A 17985-nucleotide genomic window follows, 5' to 3' on the forward strand; every position below is an offset into this window, starting at 1 on the left:
TGGCATGGGTATTGCGTTAAAAAAACGAGTAGCAGCTCCGCAGTTGCCAAGCCGGTCGGCTTATGGTGACAATCAAACAGGAACGCACCTGCCGCCAAGAGCAGGCTCTCTCAATGGGGTAATCGTGCCGGAACAACCGGGTAAGAACGCGATCGAAGTTCGCGGCGTACGAAAAGTATTTGGAACCGGTGAAAACCAGGTAGCCGCTCTCGACACGGTGTCCGTCTCGATCCGCGAGAACGAGTTTTTCACGCTGCTCGGCCCGTCCGGATGCGGAAAGACGACGCTTTTGAGACTGATTGCCGGCTTCGATTTCCCAAGCGCCGGCGAAATCATGCTGCACGGCCAGGACATCGCGCCGCTGCCGCCGTTCAAGCGACCCGTCAACACCGTCTTCCAGAGCTACGCGCTCTTCCCGCACATGACGGTGGCGCAGAACATCGGCTTCGGTCTGGAGATGCTCGGCAAGCCCAAGGGCGAAATCGAGGCACGGGTCGCTCAGATGCTGAAACTGGTCAAGATGGAGGCGCTCAAGGCGCGCCGCACCAGCCAGATCTCGGGCGGCCAGCAGCAGCGCGTGGCGCTCGCCCGGGCGCTCGCGCCACAGCCGAAGGTGCTCTTGCTCGACGAGCCGCTCTCGGCGCTCGACTACAAGCTGCGCAAGGAGATGCAGATCGAACTGAAGCGGCTGCAGCACGAGACCGGCATCACCTTCATCTTCGTCACCCACGACCAGGAAGAAGCGCTGACCATGTCAGACCGGATCGCGGTGATGTCGGCCGGCAAGATCCTCCAGGTCGGCACGCCGCGCGACATCTACGACAAGCCGGCGGAACGCTTCGTCGCCGACTTCATCGGCGAGACGAATTTCTTGGCCGGCACGGTGTTGTCGAAGAAGCCAGGGGCGGCCACGGTCAAATTCGCCAGCAACGCGACGATCGCCGCCGGCTATCCGGAGGGCTTCGATCCGACAGGCGAGGTGACGCTGGTGGTGCGTCCCGAGCATGCCGACCTGGTGCCCGATCCGACCAAGGGCACGATCGCTGGAACGCTTTCCAACATCGTCTATTTCGGCACCGATACGCATTACCACGTGAGGCTCGACGGCGGTGAGAACTTCATCGTGCGCCATCAGAACAGCCGCTCGTCTCCGGTGACCTACGAGACCGGCGCCAAGGTCGGCATCCAGTTCGAGGAGGGCGCCGCGCGCGTCCTGAAAGACTGATGACGACAGCCACGCTCTCCCCGACCATGCCTTCCAAGGCCGCGTTGTTCGAAGCCCAGGCGGTGAAAGCCGGCGCGCGACGCAACCGCCTGCTGTCGCTGCCGGCGCTGCTCATCATCGGCATTTTCGGCGTGCTCCCGCTTTTGATCATCTGCGTCTATTCGTTTCTGGCCGCCGCGCCCTATGGCGGCGTGCAGTGGCGGTTCTCGACCGACGCCTATCTGAACTTCCTGTTCCAGCGCGACATCTTCGACGACACCCTGCAGTTCACGCCGGACTTCCTGATCATCTATCTGCGCTCGTTCCTGTTCGCGGTGGTGACGACGATCATCTGCCTGCTGCTCGGATTTCCGACCGCCTATTTCATGGCGACGCGACCGCCGGCGCAGCGCAACTGGTGGGTGCTTCTGATCACCATCCCGTTCTGGTCGAACCTTTTGGTCCGCACGCTGGCGATCATGTTCATCATCCGCGACGAAGGGCTGATCAACAACGCGCTGCTGGGGCTCGGCGTGATCGATAAGCCGATCACCATGCTCTACACCAATTTCGCAATCCAACTCGGCCTGCTCTATGCCTTTCTGCCGTTCATGGTGCTGCCGCTCTATTCCAGCCTGGAGAAGCTCGATTTCCGGCTGATCGAGGCGGCCTACGACCTCTATGCGACGCGCCGCCAGGTGCTGTGGCGGGTGATCATCCCGCTGTCGAAGCCGGGCATCATCGCCGGCTGCCTGCTCGTCTTCATCCCGGCGCTCGGCGCCTACGTGACGCCGCTGATCCTCGGCGGGGGCGTCCACCTGATGATCGGCGATCTCATCGCCCAGCAATTCGGATCGGGGCGCAACTGGCCGCTCGGCTGCGCGCAGGCGCTGATCCTGATGGCCGCGGTGCTGGTGGCGCTGTTCTTCTACGTCCGCAACACGTCAGGGAAGGTGCAGCATGGCTGAGCCGCGCAGCATCGACATCAAGGAGCAGCCGGGCTTCCGCTCGATTGCTGTCATCTGCCTGCTGGTGCTCTACGTGCCGGTGCTGATCCTGATGATCTTCTCGCTGAACAGCGGCTCGCTGGTCACGCATTGGGAGGGCGTCACGCTCGGCTGGTACGGCAGCGCATTGCGGAACGAGGAATTCCACAACGCTGCCCGCAACACGCTGATCATCTCGATCAGCGCCACGATAATCTCTACCGTGTGCGCGACGCTCGCGGCGATCGGCATGACAAGAGTGAAGCCGTGGCGCGGGCTGGCGGCGGCCTTCATGGTCATCAACCTGCCACTGATGGTGCCGGAAATCATCACGGCGGTGGCGACGCTCTCCTTCTTCGCGCTGATCGCCGGCACGTTCGGGCTGAATTTCGGCATCGGCAATCTGATCCTCGCCCACACCGTGTTTTGCATTCCGTTCGCCTACATGCCCATCCGGGCGCGGCTGGAAGACATGGACCTGACGCTGGAATATGCCGCCGCCGACCTCTACGCGACGCCGTGGAAGGCCTTCAGGCGCATCACGCTGCCCTTGCTTGTTCCCGGCATCATGTCGGGCGCGGCACTCGCCTTCATCGTCTCATTCGACGATTTCACCATCACCCAGCTCGTCGCCGGCCCCGGCCAGACGACTTTGCCCCTCTATATCTGGAACCAGATCCGGCGGCCGATGACGCCGGAGATCAACGCCATCTCCACCATCCTGCTTTTGGTGTCGATCCTGTTCGTCTCGGTCTCGTTCCTGATCGCGCGGCGACGCGCCAAATGATCCGTGAGCTCCAACACAAAACAATGGGAAGGCAAGGAGAACATTAAATGTCTGGAAAACTGATGGCGGCCGTTTCCGCGGCCGTGCTGTTATGGGCCGTTCCGGCGCTCGCCGACGGCGAATTGCATATCTACAACTGGGGCGACTACACCAACCCCAAGCTGATCGAGAAGTTCGAAAAGCAGTACAACGTCAAGGTGACGCTGGACGACTACGATTCCAACGAAACCATGCTGTCCAAGGTGCGCGCCGGCAATTCGGGCTACGACGTCGTCGTGCCGTCCGACTACACCGTGAAGATCATGATCGAGGAGGGCCTGCTCGAAAAGACCGAGCCCAACGCGATGCCGAACGGCAAGAACATCGATCCGCGCTTCCTCGATATCTACTGGGACTCCGGACGCCATTACACCGCGCCGTGGCAATTCGGCACGACGGCGTTCTCCGTCAATACGGATAAGTTCAAGGGCGACATCAACACGCTGGCCATTCTGTTCAACCCGCCGGACGAACTGAAGGGCCAGATCAACGTGCTCGACGACGTCAACACCGTCATGCACGCGGCCGAGCGCTATGCCGGCGTGCCGCGCTGCGGCGCAGACAAGGCCAGCCTGAAAAAGATCAACGACATACTGATGGCCGCCAAGCCGTCATGGAAGACCTTCAGCTACGACACGATCACCAAGATCACTTCCGGCGACGTGATCGTGACCGAACAGTGGAATGGTGCGGCCTACCGCTCGCGTCAGAAGATCCCGGCGATCAAATATGCCTATCCGAAGGAAGGCATCGAGGGCTGGATGGACAATGTCGCGGTGCTGAAGGGCGCCAAGAACCTGGAGAACGCCAAGCTCTTCCAGGATTTCGTCATGGCGCCTGAGAACGCGGCGCTGATCTCCGAGTATGCCGGTTACGACAACGGCATCGCCGGCAGCCACAAATTTCTGCCGGCAGAGTTCGCCAACTCGCCGGAAATCAGCCCGCCGGCCGGCTCGCCGACGCCGGAATTCGTGCCGCCGTGCCCGCCAGATGTGGTGGAGATCTACAACAAGATCTGGACCAACCTGCGCAAGTAACTGAGCGGGAACGCATGAAGGGAGGGAGGCTCCGGCCTCCCTTTCTTATGTGCAGGGAGGATTGATGACATCTTACCGCAACTCCGATCCGCGGCCGCCGATCATGCAGGGCTCGCCGCCGGCCATGGCTCTGCCGAAGCTCGACTGGGATCGGCCACCGTGGAACCGCTGGGCCTTCCAGCACGTGCGTGAGTTTTTGCCGACCGTCGAGGTCTGGCGCGGCCAAGGTCATCGCCGTCGGCTCGAGCGCGCCGAGGTCGATCTCGACGACCTGGCGGTGGCGGATAGCGAGGGCCGGCCGACAACGCTCGCCGGCTTGCTCGACGAGACCTACACGGACGGTTTCCTGGTGTTGAAGGACGGCACGGTCGCCTATGAGCGCTACTTCAACGGCATGGACGAGCGCACGCTGCATCTGTCGCAATCGATGGCAAAGTCGGTCACCGGATCGGTGTTCGGCATCCTGGTCGGGCGCGGCCTGATCGACCCGGCCAGGCTGGTGACGGATTATCTTCCGGAGCTCGGCGAGACCGCCTGGACCGGGGCCACCGTGCAGCAAGTGCTCGACATGACCACGGGCGTGCGCTTCTCGGAAGAGTACACGGATCGCTATTCCGAGATCGGTCAGGTCGATGTCGCCACCGGCTGGAAGCCGATCCCGCCGGGCAGCGATCCTGATTTCCGGTGGCCCGCGCATCTGTTCGAGCTGATCCTGCGGCTGAAGGACAAGGTGCGCGAACATGGGGAGGCCTTCGAGTACCGCTCGATCGAGACCGATGTGCTTGCCTTCATCATGGAGCGGGTGAGCGGCAAGCGCCTGGCGCAGCTGGTCTCGGAAGAACTCTGGCAAAAGCTCGGCGCCGACGAGAGCGCCTGTTTCACAGTCGACAGCGCCGGCTATGCGCTGGCCGACGGCGGCTTCAACGCGACGCTGCGCGATTATGGCCGCTTCGGCCAGTTGATCCTCGACAATGGCGGCGGGGTCATCCCTGCCGAGTGGATCGAGGCGACGCGCAGCGGCAAGCACGGACCGGACTTCAGCCCGAGCCTTCCGGACGGCAGCTACCGCAACCAGTTCTGGATCGAGGATCCACGCTCTCGCGCACTGATGTGCAAGGGCGTGTTCGGCCAGATGATCCATATCAGCTGGGAGCACAGGATGGTCGTCGTGAAGCTTTCGACCTATCCGGATTTCCTCAACGCCGCCTATTCGGTGGCGACGCTTAAGGCCGTGCACGCCATAGCCGCCGCGCTAGGCTGAAAGTCAGAAATGGACGACCGGGAGACAATCGTGACCGGCAACACCGCGTTCGAGACCAGATACGGCTTTGCCCGCAAGGATGTGCGGCTCGACAATTGGCGGCTGAGGCCGTTCAGCCAATGGTCGTTCCAGAATGTCGGCGAACTGGTGCCGAGCGTCCACGTTGCCGCCGCGCCCGGCGGCGAGGAAGAGGTGAAATCGCTCGGCGCGCTGCTCGAGGAGAAAGTCACCTTGGCCGGCGGCGCCGAAACAGTCGAAGCATTCCTGAAGCGCTCCGACACTGACGGGCTGACGATCCTGAAGGGCGGCAGGCTGGTCGGCGACTGGTCGGCGCCGCATATGGCGTTCGGTCAGCGCCACATCATCTTTTCGATCAGCAAGTCGGTGACGGCGATCCTCGCCGGCATCCTGCAAGGCGAGGGAGTGTTCGACCCGGAAGCGCCGGTGACAGAATACATCCCCGAAGCCAAGGGCTCGGCCTATGGCGATGCGAGCGTGCGCAATGTGCTCGACATGACGGTCAGCCTCGACTTCGAGGAGGCCTATCTCGATCCGGAAAGCGCCTTCGCCCGCTATCGCCGCGCGACACTGTGGAATCCAGGCGGCGGGTCGGAAAGCCTCGCTGCGTTTCTGTTGACGTTGCCGCGGCTCGCCGAGCCGCATGGGCAGACCTACCGTTATCGCTCACCCAATTCGGATATGCTGGGCATCCTGGTGGAGCGGGCATCCGGCAAACGCGTCAGCGACTTGCTCAGCGAGAAACTGTGGCTGCCGCTGGGCGCCGCGAGCGAGATGTCAGTGACGGTCGACATGGAAGGCACGGCGCGTACCGCCGGCGGCATGTCGATGACGCCGCGCGACCTTGCCCGCATCGGCGAGATGATGCGACAGGGCGGCACGGCCAATGGCCGCCGCATCGTGCCGGAGGCTTGGGTGCATGACACGGTTGCCAGCGGCGGCAGCCATGAAGCGTGGCGGCGCGGTACGATGGCGTTCCTCTTCCCTAAGGGCCGCTACCGCAACAAATGGTACCAGATGGGCACGCCAAGCGGCGCCTTCTGCGGCATCGGCATTCACGGCCAGTGGCTCTACGTCAACCCGAGCGACGAGGTGGTCATCGCCAAGATGTCGTCGCAACCGGAACCGGTCGACGATCAGCTTGATCTCGATGTAGTCGCCTTCTTCGAGGCCCTGAGCCGGATGGTTTGAGCCGTTCGGCTGGTCTTTCCTCGCAGCTCTTTCCTGTGGAGCTTTCCTGTCGGGTGGAGACAGCGCGGTTGGCGCAGCCGTCGTCCCGGCCTATTGTCGCCGCTCTTTTCGGCAGGAACCAGCATGGCATCGGACATCAAGCGCATCGCAGCAATCATCGCGGCCGAGATCGGCTCGCGGCCGGAGCAGGCGGCAGCCGCAATCGGGCTGCTGGACGAGGGCGCAACGGTGCCTTTCGTGGCGCGCTACCGCAAGGAGGTCACCGGCGGCCTCGACGACACGCAGTTGCGCGACCTTTCCGAGCGGCTTGCCTATCTGCGCGAGCTCGATGCGCGCCGCGACACCATCCTCGGTTCGATCCGTGAGCAGGGCAAGCTGACCGAGGACCTCGAGGCAAAAATCGCGGCGGCGACCACCAAGGCCGAGCTCGAAGACATCTACTTGCCATACAAGCCGAAGCGCCGCACCAAGGCCGAGATCGCCAGGGAACGTGGACTGGGGCCGCTGGCCGAGGCGATCCTCGCCGACCGTTCGGCGGTGCCTGCCGAACTCGCGCTAGCCTATCGCACAGACGAGGTTCCCGACGCCAAGGCGGCGCTCGAAGGCGCACGCGACATCCTGTCGGAGCAGTTCGCCGAGAATGCCGATCTGGTCGGGAAGCTGCGCGCCTATATGAAGGAGCGCGCCTTCCTGCGCGCCAGGGTCGTCGACGGCAAGCAGGAGGCGGGCGCGAAATTCTCCGACTATTTCGATCATGTCGAGCGCTGGGCGAACGTGCCCAGCCATCGCGCCTTGGCCATGCTGCGTGGCCGCAACGAAGAGGTGCTGTCGCTCGACATCGAAGTCGATGCCGACGATCAATCGCCGGTGAAACCGGTCGAGCGGATGATCGCCAACGCCTATGCGATTGGTAGCACCCTGCCAGGCGACCGCTGGCTGATGGAAGTGGCCGGCTGGACCTGGCGGATAAAACTATCGCTCCATCTGACGCTTGATTTGATGCGCGACCTGCGCGAGCGGGCCGAGGACGAGGCCATCCATGTCTTTGCCCGCAACCTCAAGGACCTGCTGCTCGCCGCGCCCGCCGGCTCCCGGCCCACGATGGGTCTCGATCCCGGCATCCGCACCGGCGTCAAGGTGGCTGTGGTCGACGGTACCGGCAAGCTGGTGGCGACGACCACCGTCTATCCGTTTCCGCCAAAGAACGATGTGCGCGGCACGCAGGCGGAACTTGCCAGGCTCATTCGCTTCCACAAGGTGGAGCTGATCTCGATCGGCAACGGCACCGGCAGCCGCGAGACCGAGAAGCTGGTGGCCGACATGCTCGCCAGCCTGCCGTCCGACGGCGGGCCGAAGCCGATCAAGGTGATCGTCAGCGAAGCCGGCGCGTCGGTCTATTCGGCCTCGGCGACGGCGGCCGCCGAGTTTCCCGACCTCGACGTGTCGCTGCGCGGCGCGGTGTCGATCGCCAGGCGCCTGCAGGACCCGCTCGCCGAGCTGGTCAAGATCGAGCCGAAGTCGATCGGCGTCGGCCAGTATCAGCACGATGTCGACCAGTACCGGCTCGGCCGCTCGCTGGAGGCGGTGGTGGAGGATGCGGTCAATGCCGTCGGCGTCGACCTCAACACGGCATCGGCGCCGCTCTTGGCGCGCGTGTCGGGACTGGGGCCATCGCTTGCCGAAGCGATCGTCGCGCATCGCGACGTCGGCGGCCCGTTCGCTACGCGCCGCGATCTGCTGAACGTGGCGCGGCTTGGACCGCGCGCGTTCGAGCAGTGCGCCGGCTTCCTGCGCATCCCGAACGGCTCCGAGCCGCTCGACGCTTCATCCGTGCATCCGGAAGCCTATGGCGTGGCAAAGAAGATCGTCGTCGCCTGCGGCCGCGACGTGCGCGCGCTGATGGGCGACAGTGCCGCGCTCAAGGCACTTGACCCTCGTGTCTTCGTCGACGAGCGCTTCGGCCTGCCGACGGTACGCGACATCATCGCGGAACTGGAAAAGCCCGGACGCGACCCGCGGCCGGGCTTCAAGACGGCGACCTTTGCCGAAGGCGTCGACGACATCAAGGACCTGAAGCCCGGCATGCTGCTCGAAGGCACGGTCACCAATGTCGCCGCCTTCGGCGCCTTCGTGGACATCGGCGTGCACCAGGACGGGCTGGTGCATGTCTCGCAGCTGGCCGACCGCTTCATCAAGGACGCGCATGAGGTGGTAAAGGCCGGCGATGTCGTGAAAGTTCGAGTGGTCGATGTCGACATCAAGCGCAATCGCATCGGCCTCTCGATGCGCAAGGATGGCGGCCAGGGTGGGGCGCCTCGGGTCGGCCAGCGCGACAGCGGCGGCGGCAAGCCCGTACCGCGCTCGCCGGCGCCGCAGCGCCAGCCTGAAAAGCCGTCACAGGGTGCGTTCGGCGCGGCGCTCGCCGAGGCGATGAAGCGGAAATAGCTACCACGCCAGAACAGCCGGCTCCTTCTCAACCTGGCCCCGCAGCCAGTCGCGAAAGCTGGCAACCGGCGGATGGCCGCGCTTGGCGTGCGGCACGACGAGATAATAGGCACTGCGGCTCTGCATCGGCTTGCCCGGCGCCGGCGCCAACTGGCCACGCTGCAATTCTCCGGCGATCAGGATCTGCGGCAGCAGCGCCACGCCGAGCCCCGCCATGCAGGCCTGCGCGACCGTACCGAACTGCTCGAACTGCATGCCGGGGCCGGTCGGCGCGTCGAGCTCCTGATGCTCGAACCATTCGCTCCAGGCGTCGGGACGCGTTGCCATGTGCAGCAACGGCAGGCGGCCGATATCGGCCGGCGTCGCGACCTTCCGCTGCGCCAGGAATTCGGGCGCGGCGACCGGCATCACGGTCTCGCGCATCAAAAGCGTGCAATCAGCGTCCGGCCAATCAGGCATGCCGTGGTGGATTGCGGCGTCGAGCCGCTCGCGCGCGAAGTCGAAGCGGCCAATGCGCGTGGCGAAATTGATCGTGATGTCCGGATGACGGGCGACGAAATCCGGAATGAGCGGCATCAGCCAGCGCGTGCCGAAGGTCGGCAGGATGGCAAGGTTGAGAACACCGCTATGCCGATTGCTCATCAATCCAAGCGCCGCATCGCGCAACTGCGCGAGTGCTGAGCGCACCGCGCCGGCGTAGATTTCGCCCGCCGTGGACAGCCTGACATTGCGGCTGTCGCGTTCGAAAAGCCGGCGCCCGAACTGCTCTTCCAGCAGATTGATCTGCCGGCTGACGGCACCTTGCGTGAGATCGAGCTCGCGGGCCGCGGCGGTGAAGGAGCCGAGACGCGCCACCGCCTCGAAGGCGGCAAGCGCGCTGATGTTTGGCAAGAGGCGGCGCTGGACGTTCATGATCTATTACTATCGCTCATTGATGCTTGATGCAATTTCGTTTGATTTTTTCCAGATGGAGGCGGATAAGCCGGGCCATCCAAGATTTTACCGGGAGACCCACCTCATGGCCGCCGAGAAGAACGCCTTCGTCTGGAACGATCCCTTCCTGATCGAGGACCAGCTCTCCGAAGACGAGCGGATGGTGCGCGACGGCGCAGCGGCGTTCGCCGCCGACAAGCTGGCGCCCCGCATCGAGGAAGCTTATGCCGATGAGAAAACCGATCCCTCGATCTTCCGCGAGATGGGCGAGGCGGGCCTGCTCGGCATTACCATTCCGGAGGAATATGGCGGGCTCGGCGCCAACTACGTCACCTACGGGCTGGTGGCGCGCGAAGTCGAACGCATCGATTCCGGCTATCGCTCGATGATGAGCGTGCAGTCGTCGCTGGTCATGTATCCGATCCATGCCTACGGCTCGGAAGAGCAGCGCAAGAAGTACCTGCCGAAGCTCGCCTCCGGCGAATGGATCGGCTGCTTCGGCCTCACCGAGCCGGATGCCGGCTCCGATCCGGGCGGCATGAAGACACGGGCCGAGAAGACGGCGAACGGCTACAGGCTTTCCGGTTCCAAGATGTGGATTTCCAACGCGCCGATCGCCGACGTCTTCGTCGTCTGGGCAAAGTCGGCCGCGCATGACAACCAGATCCGCGGCTTCGTGCTGGAAAAGGGCCTGAAGGGGCTGTCGGCGCCGAAGATCGGCGGCAAGCTTTCGCTGCGAGCCTCAATCACCGGCGAGGTTGTGATGGAAGGCGTCGAGGTCGGCGAGGAGGCGCTGCTGCCCAATGTCTCGGGCCTGAAGGGACCCTTCGGCTGTCTCAACCGCGCGCGCTACGGCATCTCGTGGGGCGCCATGGGCGCGGCCGAGGATTGCTGGCACCGCGCGCGGCAGTACGGCCTCGACCGCAAGCAGTTCGGCAAGCCGCTCGCCGGCACGCAGCTCTTCCAGAAGAAGCTCGCCGACATGCAGACCGAGATCGCGCTCGGCCTGCAGGGTTCGCTGCGCGTCGGCCGGCTGATGGACGAAGGCAAGATGGCGCCGGAGATGATTTCGATCGTCAAGCGCAACAATTGCGGCAAGGCGCTCGACATCGCCCGCCAGGCTCGCGACATGCATGGCGGCAACGGCATCCAGATCGGCTATCACGTGATGCGTCATGCCCAGAACCTGGAGACGGTCAACACCTATGAGGGCACGCATGACGTGCATGCGCTGATACTGGGTAGGGCGCAGACGGGGCTTCAGGCGTTTTTCTAAGCCGGCAACGCTGCTTAAATTAGGTGCAGCGCAACATCTCTGCTTGGAGAATGCCCAGCACTTATGTCAGGGTTCGGCGACTGAAACGCCGTTCCCCGGGGCACCATGGCAATTCTGGCAGCCGTCCACCACCTGACCCATTACAAATACGACCGGCCGGTCGTTCTCGGCCCTCAGGTGATCAGGCTGCAGCCGGCGCCGCATTCACGCACCAAGGTGCTCAGCCATTCGCTGAAGGTCGATCCGAAGAACCATTTCGTCAACCTGCAGCAGGACCCGTACGGCAACTTCCTCGCCCGCTTCGTCTTCCCGGAGCCGGTGACGGAATTGAAGATCCAGGTCGATCTCGTCGCCGATATGACGGTCTATAATCCATTCGATTTTTTCGTCGAGGAATCGGCCGAGAATTTCCCGTTCGAGTACCCGGAAGAGATCAGGCAAGACCTCGCCATATACCGCACGCCCGAGCCGGCCGGCCCGTTGCTGTCGGCCTTCCTGAAAACCATCGACCGCAGTCCGACAAACACGGTCAACTTCCTGGTCGGCCTCAACGCGCGGCTGCAGCGCGAAATCGCCTATATCGTGCGCATGGAGACCGGCGTCTATTCGCCGGAGGAGACGCTGGCCGCCGGCAAAGGCTCGTGCCGAGATTCGAGCTGGCTGCTGGTGCAGATCCTGCGCAACCTCGGCATCGCAGCGCGTTTTGTCTCCGGTTACCTGATCCAGTTGAAGCCGGACCTCGTCTCGTTGGACGGACCGCCTGGAACTTCGGTCGATTTCACCGACCTGCACGCCTGGTGCGAAGTCTATATTCCGGGCGCCGGCTGGATCGGCTTCGACCCGACTTCCGGTTTGCTCACCGGCGAAAGCCATGTGCCGCTGGCGGCGACGCCGCACTTCCGCAATGCCGCGCCGATCTCCGGCATGGCGAGCTTCGCTAATGTCGATTTCGGCTTCGACATGCGCGTCGATCGCATCGCCGAGCATCCGCGCATCACCAAGCCGTTCTCGGATGAAAGCTGGGAGGCGCTCGACGCCTTGGGCAACAAGGTCGACGCGGTTTTGCGGGAACAGGATGTGCGGCTCACCATGGGCGGCGAGCCGACCTTCGTGTCGATCGACGATTTCGAGGCTGCCGAATGGAACACGGCGGCCGTCGGGCCGACCAAGCGCGATAAGGCGGATCAGCTGATCCGGCGCCTGCGCGAGCGCTTCGCGCCGGGCGGTTTCCTCCACTACGGGCAAGGCAAGTGGTATCCGGGCGAGAGCCTGCCGCGCTGGACCTTCTCGCTCTTTTGGCGCACCGATGGCGAGCCGGTCTGGCGCGACCCGTCGCTGATCGCGCGCGAAACGAGCACCGTCTCTGTCGGGCCTGAGCAGGCCGCAAGCTTGCTCACGGCGATCGCCGCCGAGCTCGGCATCGACAAGGCGATGGTCGGCGAGGCCTATGAGGATCCGGCCGAATGGCTGCTCAAGGAAGGCAAGCTGCCGGATAATGTCGACCCGTCCAACTCGAAGCTGGAGGATCCGGAAGAGCGCAGCCGCATGGCACGTGTGTTCGAGCGCGGCCTGACCAAGCCGTCAGGCTATGTGCTGCCGGTGCAGCGCTGGAACAGCCAGGCCGCCGGGCAGCGCTGGCGTTCGGAAAAGTGGAAGACGCGGCGCGGCCGGCTGTTCCTGGTGCCGGGCGATTCCCCGGTCGGTTATCGGCTGCCGCTCGGCGCGCTGCCTTACGTGCCGCCGGCGCAGTACCCCTATATCGTGCCGGTCGATCCGTCGCTGCCGCGCGCTACGCTGCCGGCGCGCGACGCTCTCTTGCCGGAACCTGCCCCAGCAGAACTTGAGGGCCCCGACGAAATGGCGCGCCGCCAGCTGGCAGCGTCCTTCACCGCGACAACCGGCCAGCAGGACCGCGTCGAGCAGGAGATCACCGAGATCGGCGGTGCGGTGCGCACGGCGCTCACCGTCGAGCCGCGTGAAGGGCGGCTCTGCGTGTTCATGCCGCCGGTCGAGGCGCTTGAGGACTATCTTGAGCTGGTGGCGGCGGCCGAGAACGCGGCCAAGGCGATCGGCCTGCCGGTGCATATCGAGGGTTATGGGCCGCCGCACGACCCGCGCCTCAACGTCATCCGCGTGGCGCCCGATCCCGGCGTCATCGAGGTAAACATCCACCCGGCCGCCGACTGGCGGGAATGCGTCGCGACGACCGCGGCGATCTATGAGGAAGCCAGGCAGTCGCGGCTCGGCACCGACAAGTTCATGATCGACGGCCGTCACACCGGCACGGGCGGCGGCAATCATGTCGTTGTCGGCGGTGCGACGCCCAACGATAGTCCGTTCCTGCGCCGGCCGGACCTGTTGAAGAGCCTGGTGCTGCAATGGCAGCGGCACCCATCGCTCTCCTATCTGTTTTCCGGCCTGTTCATCGGCCCCACCAGCCAGGCGCCGCGCATCGACGAGGCACGGCATGATTACCTCTATGAACTCGAGATCGCGCTGGCCCAGGTGCCGCATCCCGACAAGGGCGAGGCGCCGTTGCCGTGGCTGGTCGACCGGCTGTTCCGCAATCTCTTGACCGACGTGACCGGCAACACGCACCGTTCGGAAATCTGCATCGACAAATTGTTCTCGCCGGACGGTCCGACAGGACGGCTCGGTTTGGTCGAGTTCCGCGGCTTCGAAATGCCACCCAATGCCCGGATGTCGCTCGCCCAGCAATTGCTGGTCCGGGCTATCATCGCGCGGGCTTGGAAGAAGCCGCTGGACGGCCGCTTCGCGCGCTGGGGCACGTCGCTGCATGACCGTTTCATGCTGCCGCATTATGTCTGGGCGGATTTCCTCGACGTGCTGGAAGATCTGAAGCTCAACGGCTTCGACTTCCGCCCGGAATGGTTCGCAGCCCAACTCGAATTTCGCTTCCCGTTCTGCGGTGAGGTGCAGCATGGCGGCGTCAAGCTGGAGCTCAGGCAGGCGCTCGAGCCCTGGCATGTGATGGGCGAGCAGGGCGCGATCGGCGGCACGGTCCGCTTCGTCGATTCGTCCATCGAGCGGCTGCAGGTGAGAACGCAAGGCCTCAATCCGGAGCGTCACGCGGTCGTCTGCAACGGCCGCATTGTACCGATGAAGGCGACCGACAGCAGAGAGGTCGCGGTGGCAGGCGTGCGCTTCAAGGCCTGGCAGCCGGCCTCCGGCCTGCATCCGGCCCTTCCGGTCAACACGCCGTTGGTGTTCGACATCTACGACCGCTGGTCGGGCCGCTCGTTGGGAGGCTGCGTCTATCATGTCGCGCATCCGGGCGGCCGCAACTACGACACCTTCCCGGTTAATGGCAACGAGGCGGAGGCGCGGCGGCTGGCCCGCTTCGAGCCGCGCGGCCATACGCCGGGTGCCTATGTGCTGCGTGAAGAACAAGGTTCTGAAGAGTTTCCCATGACCCTTGACCTCAGGCGACCGGCGAGATTCTGATCGACCATGGCCAAGGGGAATCAGAAACGGGCGGGCGGCAGGCCGCGGACGCAGAGCCTGTTGGAGCATTACCGGCCGATTGAAGGCGTCGTCGACGAGATGGTCGACGCGTCGGGCAATCCGCGCCCGGCCTGGCAGTCCTTCATCGGAGCGCTGGACGATCTGGGGGCTGAGGCGCTCGGACAGCGCTTTGCCCGCGCCGACCAATATCTGCGCGATGCCGGCGTCTACTACCGCGTCTACGACAAAGCCGGCGCCAACGAGCGCGAATGGCCGCTGGCGCATGTCCCGCTGCTGATCGACGAGAAGGAATGGGCCGAGATCAGCGCCGGCCTCGTCCAGCGCGCCGACCTGTTCGAGGCGATGCTGGCCGACATTTACGGGCCGAACCGGCTGATCGAGAAGGGAATCCTGCCGGCGGGGCTGATTGCGGCGAGCCCGGAATATCTGCGCCCGGTGGTCGGCGTCCGTCCGGCCAGCGGCCATTTCCTGCACATGGTCGCCTTCGAGCTCGGCCGCGGCCCCGACGGCCGCTGGTGGGTTCTGGGCGACCGCACGCAAGCGCCGTCGGGCGCCGGCTTTGCGTTGGAGAACCGCGTTGCCACCACGCGCGCCTTGTCTGACATCTATGGCGAGCTGCATGTGCATCGCCTGGCCGGCTTCTTCCGCCGCTTCCGTGATGCGCTGAACGGCATGGCGAAGGATTCCGGCGGCCGCGTCGCCATCCTGACGCCCGGACCGCTCAACGAGACCTATTACGAGCACGCCTATATCGCGCGTTATCTCGGCATTATGCTGCTCGAAGGCGAGGACCTGACGGTGTCCGGCGGCCGGCTGATGGTGCGCACGGTTTCGGGCCTGATGCCGATCGGCGTTTTGTGGCGGCGGCTCGATGCCGCTTTCGCCGATCCGCTGGAGCTCAAACCGGACTCGCAGATCGGCACGCCGGGGCTGGTCGAGGCGATCCGGCGCGGCACCGTCTCGGCCGTCAACGGGCTCGGTTCCGGCTTGGCGGAAACGCGGGCGCTGCTTTCTTTCCTGCCGCGGATCGCGCGGGAATTGCATGGCGAGGAACTCAAGCTGCCGAACATTGCGACCTGGTGGTGCGGACAGCAGGCCGAACGCGACCATGTGCTGGCCAATATCGACCGCATGGTGGTTGGCCCGGCGCTGTCGACACGGCTTGCCTTCGAGGACGATGGCGCGACCAGGCTCGGTTCGGCGCTTTCGGCCGGCGAGCGGGCGGAGCTTATCGCGCGGATCGAAGCCGACGGGGTTGGCTTCGTCGGCCAGGAGGCGGTCACGCTCTCGACTACGCCGGTCTTTGCCGGCGGCCGCTTGGAGCCGCGGCCCGCCAGCCTGCGCGTCTACCTGGCGCGAACACACGAAGGCTGGACGGTGATGCCCGGCGGCTTTGCACGCGTCGGCTTCTCGCTCGACCCGACCGCGATGGCCATGCAGCGCGGCGGTCAGGCGGCGGATGTCTGGGTGGTCAGCGACAGGCCTGTCGAGCGGGAGACGCTGCTGCCGCAGGAGACCGACGGCTTCACCCGCACCATGCCCGGCAGCCTGCCGAGCCGCGCCGCGGAAAACCTGACCTGGCTCGGCCGCTATATCGAGCGCTCGGAAGACACGGTGCGGGTGCTGCGCGCTTATCACGTCAGGCTGGCGGAGACATCCGATCCCGAGATGCCGCTGCTCGCCGACATCAGAGACTATCTCGAACCGTTCGGCATCGAGGTCGAAACCGCGATCCCGCTTGGATTGATCGGCACATTGGACAGCGCCGTCTACAGCGCCGGCCAGATCCGCGACCGCTTCTCGCCGGATGGCTGGCTGGCGCTGAAGGATCTGTCGAAGACCATCCACAAATTCGCGGAGACGGTCGCTCCGGGCGACGACGCGACGCGGGCGATGACCGTGATGCTGCGAAAGCTTGCGGGCTTCTCGGGGCTGCTGCACGAGAACATGTACCGCTTCACCGGTTGGCGCTTCCTGGAGATCGGCCGCCGACTGGAACGTGGCATCCAGATCGCGCGCACGCTAGCCAGGCTGACAAAGGCAGACGCGCCCGACGGCGCACTCGACATGATGCTGGAGATCGGCGACAGCGTCATGACCCACCGCCGGCAATATCCGGTTCAGTCAGGCCGGCGCACGGTTATAGACCTCTTGGCGCTCGATCCGCTCAACCCGCGCTCGATCCTGTTCCAGCTCGAGCGGCTCAAGGCCGAGATCGGCATGCTGCCTTCCGTCGGGGGCGAGGGACATATGTCGCCCGCGGCGAAAGAAATCCTGCAGCTCAACACGGCGCTCGCCGTGATGGAGCCTCAGGACATGACCGCGAAGGTGCTGGACGATCTCGCCATTCAGATCGGCGATCTCTACAACAGTCTCGCCAGGGCCTATTTCGGATAAATGCTCTACGACATCAGGCTCCATCTTCATTACGGCTATGCGGCCGCAGCCGGCGGCGGCAGGCACCAGGTGCGCGTGCTGCCACAGACGATCGCCGGCGTGCAGCGGGTTATCGCCGCCTCGCTGTCGTTCCAGCCGAATCCGGCCGAGCGCGCGGATTTTTCCGATTTCTTCGGCAACAACGTCACTGCGATCGCCGTTCGCGACGCGCATGAGGAGCTCCACGTCAGGATGAGCGCCCGTGTGTCGGTATCGCGGCCGGAAGCCGGCCTCGACGTCTCGCCCGACATTCACGGCTTGAGGGCGGAACTCGACGCGGTGCGTTCGCTGTCCCCCGACGCGCCGCATCACTTCCTCGCCGCCAGCGACCACGCCAGCATCGATCCGGTAATCACGGACTATGCGCGGGAAAGCCTCGCCGGTTCGGCGATCGCCACGGCGGTCGATCTCTGCAATCGGATCCACCGCGATTTCACCTATGACGGCAAGGCAACTACCGTGCAGACGCGCGCCAGCGATGCCTTTGCGCTTCAGCGTGGAGTTTGCCAGGATTTCTCGCACATTATGATCGCCGGGCTGCGCGGGCTTGGCATCCCCGCCGGCTATGTCAGCGGCTTCCTGCGCACGATCCCGCCCAAGGGTAAGCCGAGGCTCGAAGGCGCCGACGCCATGCATGCCTGGGTCAAGGCCTGGTGCGGGCGCGATGCCGGCTGGCAGGAATTCGATCCGACCAACGGCATGCGGGCGAGCAACGACCATATCACGGTGGGATACGGCCGCGACTATTCCGACGTGGCGCCGATTGTCGGCGTCCTGAAAACCACCGGCGAGCAGATCGGCGAGCAGGCGGTCGATGTCATCCCGGTCGCTGCCTGAAGGCGCACGATCGGTGATGCGGCTGCTTCTCAAATCGCGATCCCGCCGC

The 17985-nt window shown here is 64.7% G+C and carries 12 protein-coding genes; 11 read left to right on the forward strand and 1 reads right to left on the reverse strand.

From position 1 onward, the window contains the following. The first annotated feature begins 124 nt into the window (after positions 1-124). The 7 genes from A9K66_RS17980 (at position 125) to A9K66_RS18010 (ending at position 8968) form a co-directional block, all read left to right on the forward strand. Positions 125-1225, forward strand: coding sequence for an ABC transporter ATP-binding protein (locus A9K66_RS17980; protein ID WP_067326113.1), 1101 nt, complete (start codon positions 125-127; stop codon positions 1223-1225). Next, the gene (locus A9K66_RS17985) at positions 1225-2172 is read left to right on the forward strand and encodes an ABC transporter permease (RefSeq protein WP_082953946.1); all 948 of its coding nucleotides are present in this window, start codon (positions 1225-1227) and stop codon (positions 2170-2172) included. Before A9K66_RS17980 ends, A9K66_RS17985 begins: the two co-directional genes overlap by 1 nt. Then, positions 2165-2977 (forward strand): ABC transporter permease, encoded by an 813-nt coding sequence (locus A9K66_RS17990; protein ID WP_067002359.1) that lies wholly within the window; start codon positions 2165-2167, stop codon positions 2975-2977. The genes A9K66_RS17985 and A9K66_RS17990 overlap by 8 nt, the downstream gene beginning before the upstream one ends. 47 nt (positions 2978-3024) lie before the next feature. Further along, positions 3025-4053 (forward strand): extracellular solute-binding protein, encoded by a 1029-nt coding sequence (locus tag A9K66_RS17995; RefSeq protein ID WP_067326116.1) that lies wholly within the window; start codon positions 3025-3027, stop codon positions 4051-4053. A gap of 64 nt (positions 4054-4117) precedes the next feature. Then, positions 4118-5314 carry a serine hydrolase gene (locus A9K66_RS18000; RefSeq protein WP_067326119.1) on the forward strand — a complete coding sequence of 399 codons (1197 nt, stop codon included), beginning with the start codon at positions 4118-4120 and terminating at the stop codon, positions 5312-5314. 30 nt (positions 5315-5344) lie between these two features. Further along, positions 5345-6523, forward strand: a complete 1179-nt coding sequence (locus A9K66_RS18005) for a serine hydrolase (RefSeq protein ID WP_067327071.1) — start codon at positions 5345-5347, stop codon at positions 6521-6523. A gap of 123 nt (positions 6524-6646) precedes the next feature. Beyond that, positions 6647-8968 carry a Tex family protein gene (locus A9K66_RS18010; protein ID WP_067326122.1) on the forward strand — a complete coding sequence of 774 codons (2322 nt, stop codon included), beginning with the start codon at positions 6647-6649 and terminating at the stop codon, positions 8966-8968. Here A9K66_RS18010 and A9K66_RS18015 read toward each other — a convergent pair whose 3' ends face one another. Continuing rightward, positions 8969-9880 carry a LysR family transcriptional regulator gene (locus A9K66_RS18015; protein ID WP_067326124.1) on the reverse strand — a complete coding sequence of 304 codons (912 nt, stop codon included), beginning with the start codon at positions 9878-9880 and terminating at the stop codon, positions 8969-8971. Positions 9881-9986: 106 nt separating this feature from the next. On the opposite strand from A9K66_RS18015, the gene A9K66_RS18020 reads away from it, so the two are divergent. The 4 genes from A9K66_RS18020 (at position 9987) to A9K66_RS18035 (ending at position 17936) form a co-directional block, all read left to right on the forward strand. Further along, positions 9987-11177: an acyl-CoA dehydrogenase gene (locus tag A9K66_RS18020; protein WP_067002729.1), complete on the forward strand. Its 1191-nt coding sequence runs from the start codon at positions 9987-9989 to the stop codon at positions 11175-11177. Between the two features lie 105 nt (positions 11178-11282). After that, positions 11283-14642: a transglutaminase family protein gene (locus A9K66_RS18025; protein WP_067326127.1), complete on the forward strand. Its 3360-nt coding sequence runs from the start codon at positions 11283-11285 to the stop codon at positions 14640-14642. 6 nt (positions 14643-14648) lie between these two features. Continuing rightward, positions 14649-17060, forward strand: a complete 2412-nt coding sequence (locus A9K66_RS18030) for a circularly permuted type 2 ATP-grasp protein (RefSeq protein ID WP_067326130.1) — start codon at positions 14649-14651, stop codon at positions 17058-17060. Then, on the forward strand, positions 17061-17936 hold the full coding sequence (locus A9K66_RS18035) for a transglutaminase family protein (RefSeq protein WP_067326134.1): 876 nt from the start codon (positions 17061-17063) through the stop codon (positions 17934-17936). The last annotated feature ends 49 nt before the right edge of the window (positions 17937-17985 follow it).

This window comes from Mesorhizobium sp. AA23 (assembly GCF_001672435.1).
Classification (GTDB): domain Bacteria; phylum Pseudomonadota; class Alphaproteobacteria; order Rhizobiales; family Rhizobiaceae; genus Mesorhizobium.

Excerpts from the sequence above, each read along its gene's own strand:
- A9K66_RS17990 (WP_067002359.1), top strand. The coding sequence starts at position 2,165 with ATGGCTGAGCCGCGCAGCATCGACATCAAGGAGCAGCCGGGCTTCCGC.
- A9K66_RS18010 (WP_067326122.1), top strand. The coding sequence starts at position 6,647 with ATGGCATCGGACATCAAGCGCATCGCAGCAATCATCGCGGCCGAGATC.
- A9K66_RS18020 (WP_067002729.1), top strand. The coding sequence starts at position 9,987 with ATGGCCGCCGAGAAGAACGCCTTCGTCTGGAACGATCCCTTCCTGATC.
- A9K66_RS17995 (WP_067326116.1), top strand. The coding sequence starts at position 3,025 with ATGTCTGGAAAACTGATGGCGGCCGTTTCCGCGGCCGTGCTGTTATGG.
- A9K66_RS18025 (WP_067326127.1), top strand. The coding sequence starts at position 11,283 with ATGGCAATTCTGGCAGCCGTCCACCACCTGACCCATTACAAATACGAC.
- A9K66_RS18030 (WP_067326130.1), top strand. The coding sequence starts at position 14,649 with ATGGCCAAGGGGAATCAGAAACGGGCGGGCGGCAGGCCGCGGACGCAG.
- A9K66_RS18015 (WP_067326124.1), bottom strand. The coding sequence starts at position 9,880 with ATGAACGTCCAGCGCCGCCTCTTGCCAAACATCAGCGCGCTTGCCGCC.
- A9K66_RS17985 (WP_082953946.1), top strand. The coding sequence starts at position 1,225 with ATGACGACAGCCACGCTCTCCCCGACCATGCCTTCCAAGGCCGCGTTG.
- A9K66_RS18035 (WP_067326134.1), top strand. The coding sequence starts at position 17,061 with ATGCTCTACGACATCAGGCTCCATCTTCATTACGGCTATGCGGCCGCA.
- A9K66_RS18000 (WP_067326119.1), top strand. The coding sequence starts at position 4,118 with ATGACATCTTACCGCAACTCCGATCCGCGGCCGCCGATCATGCAGGGC.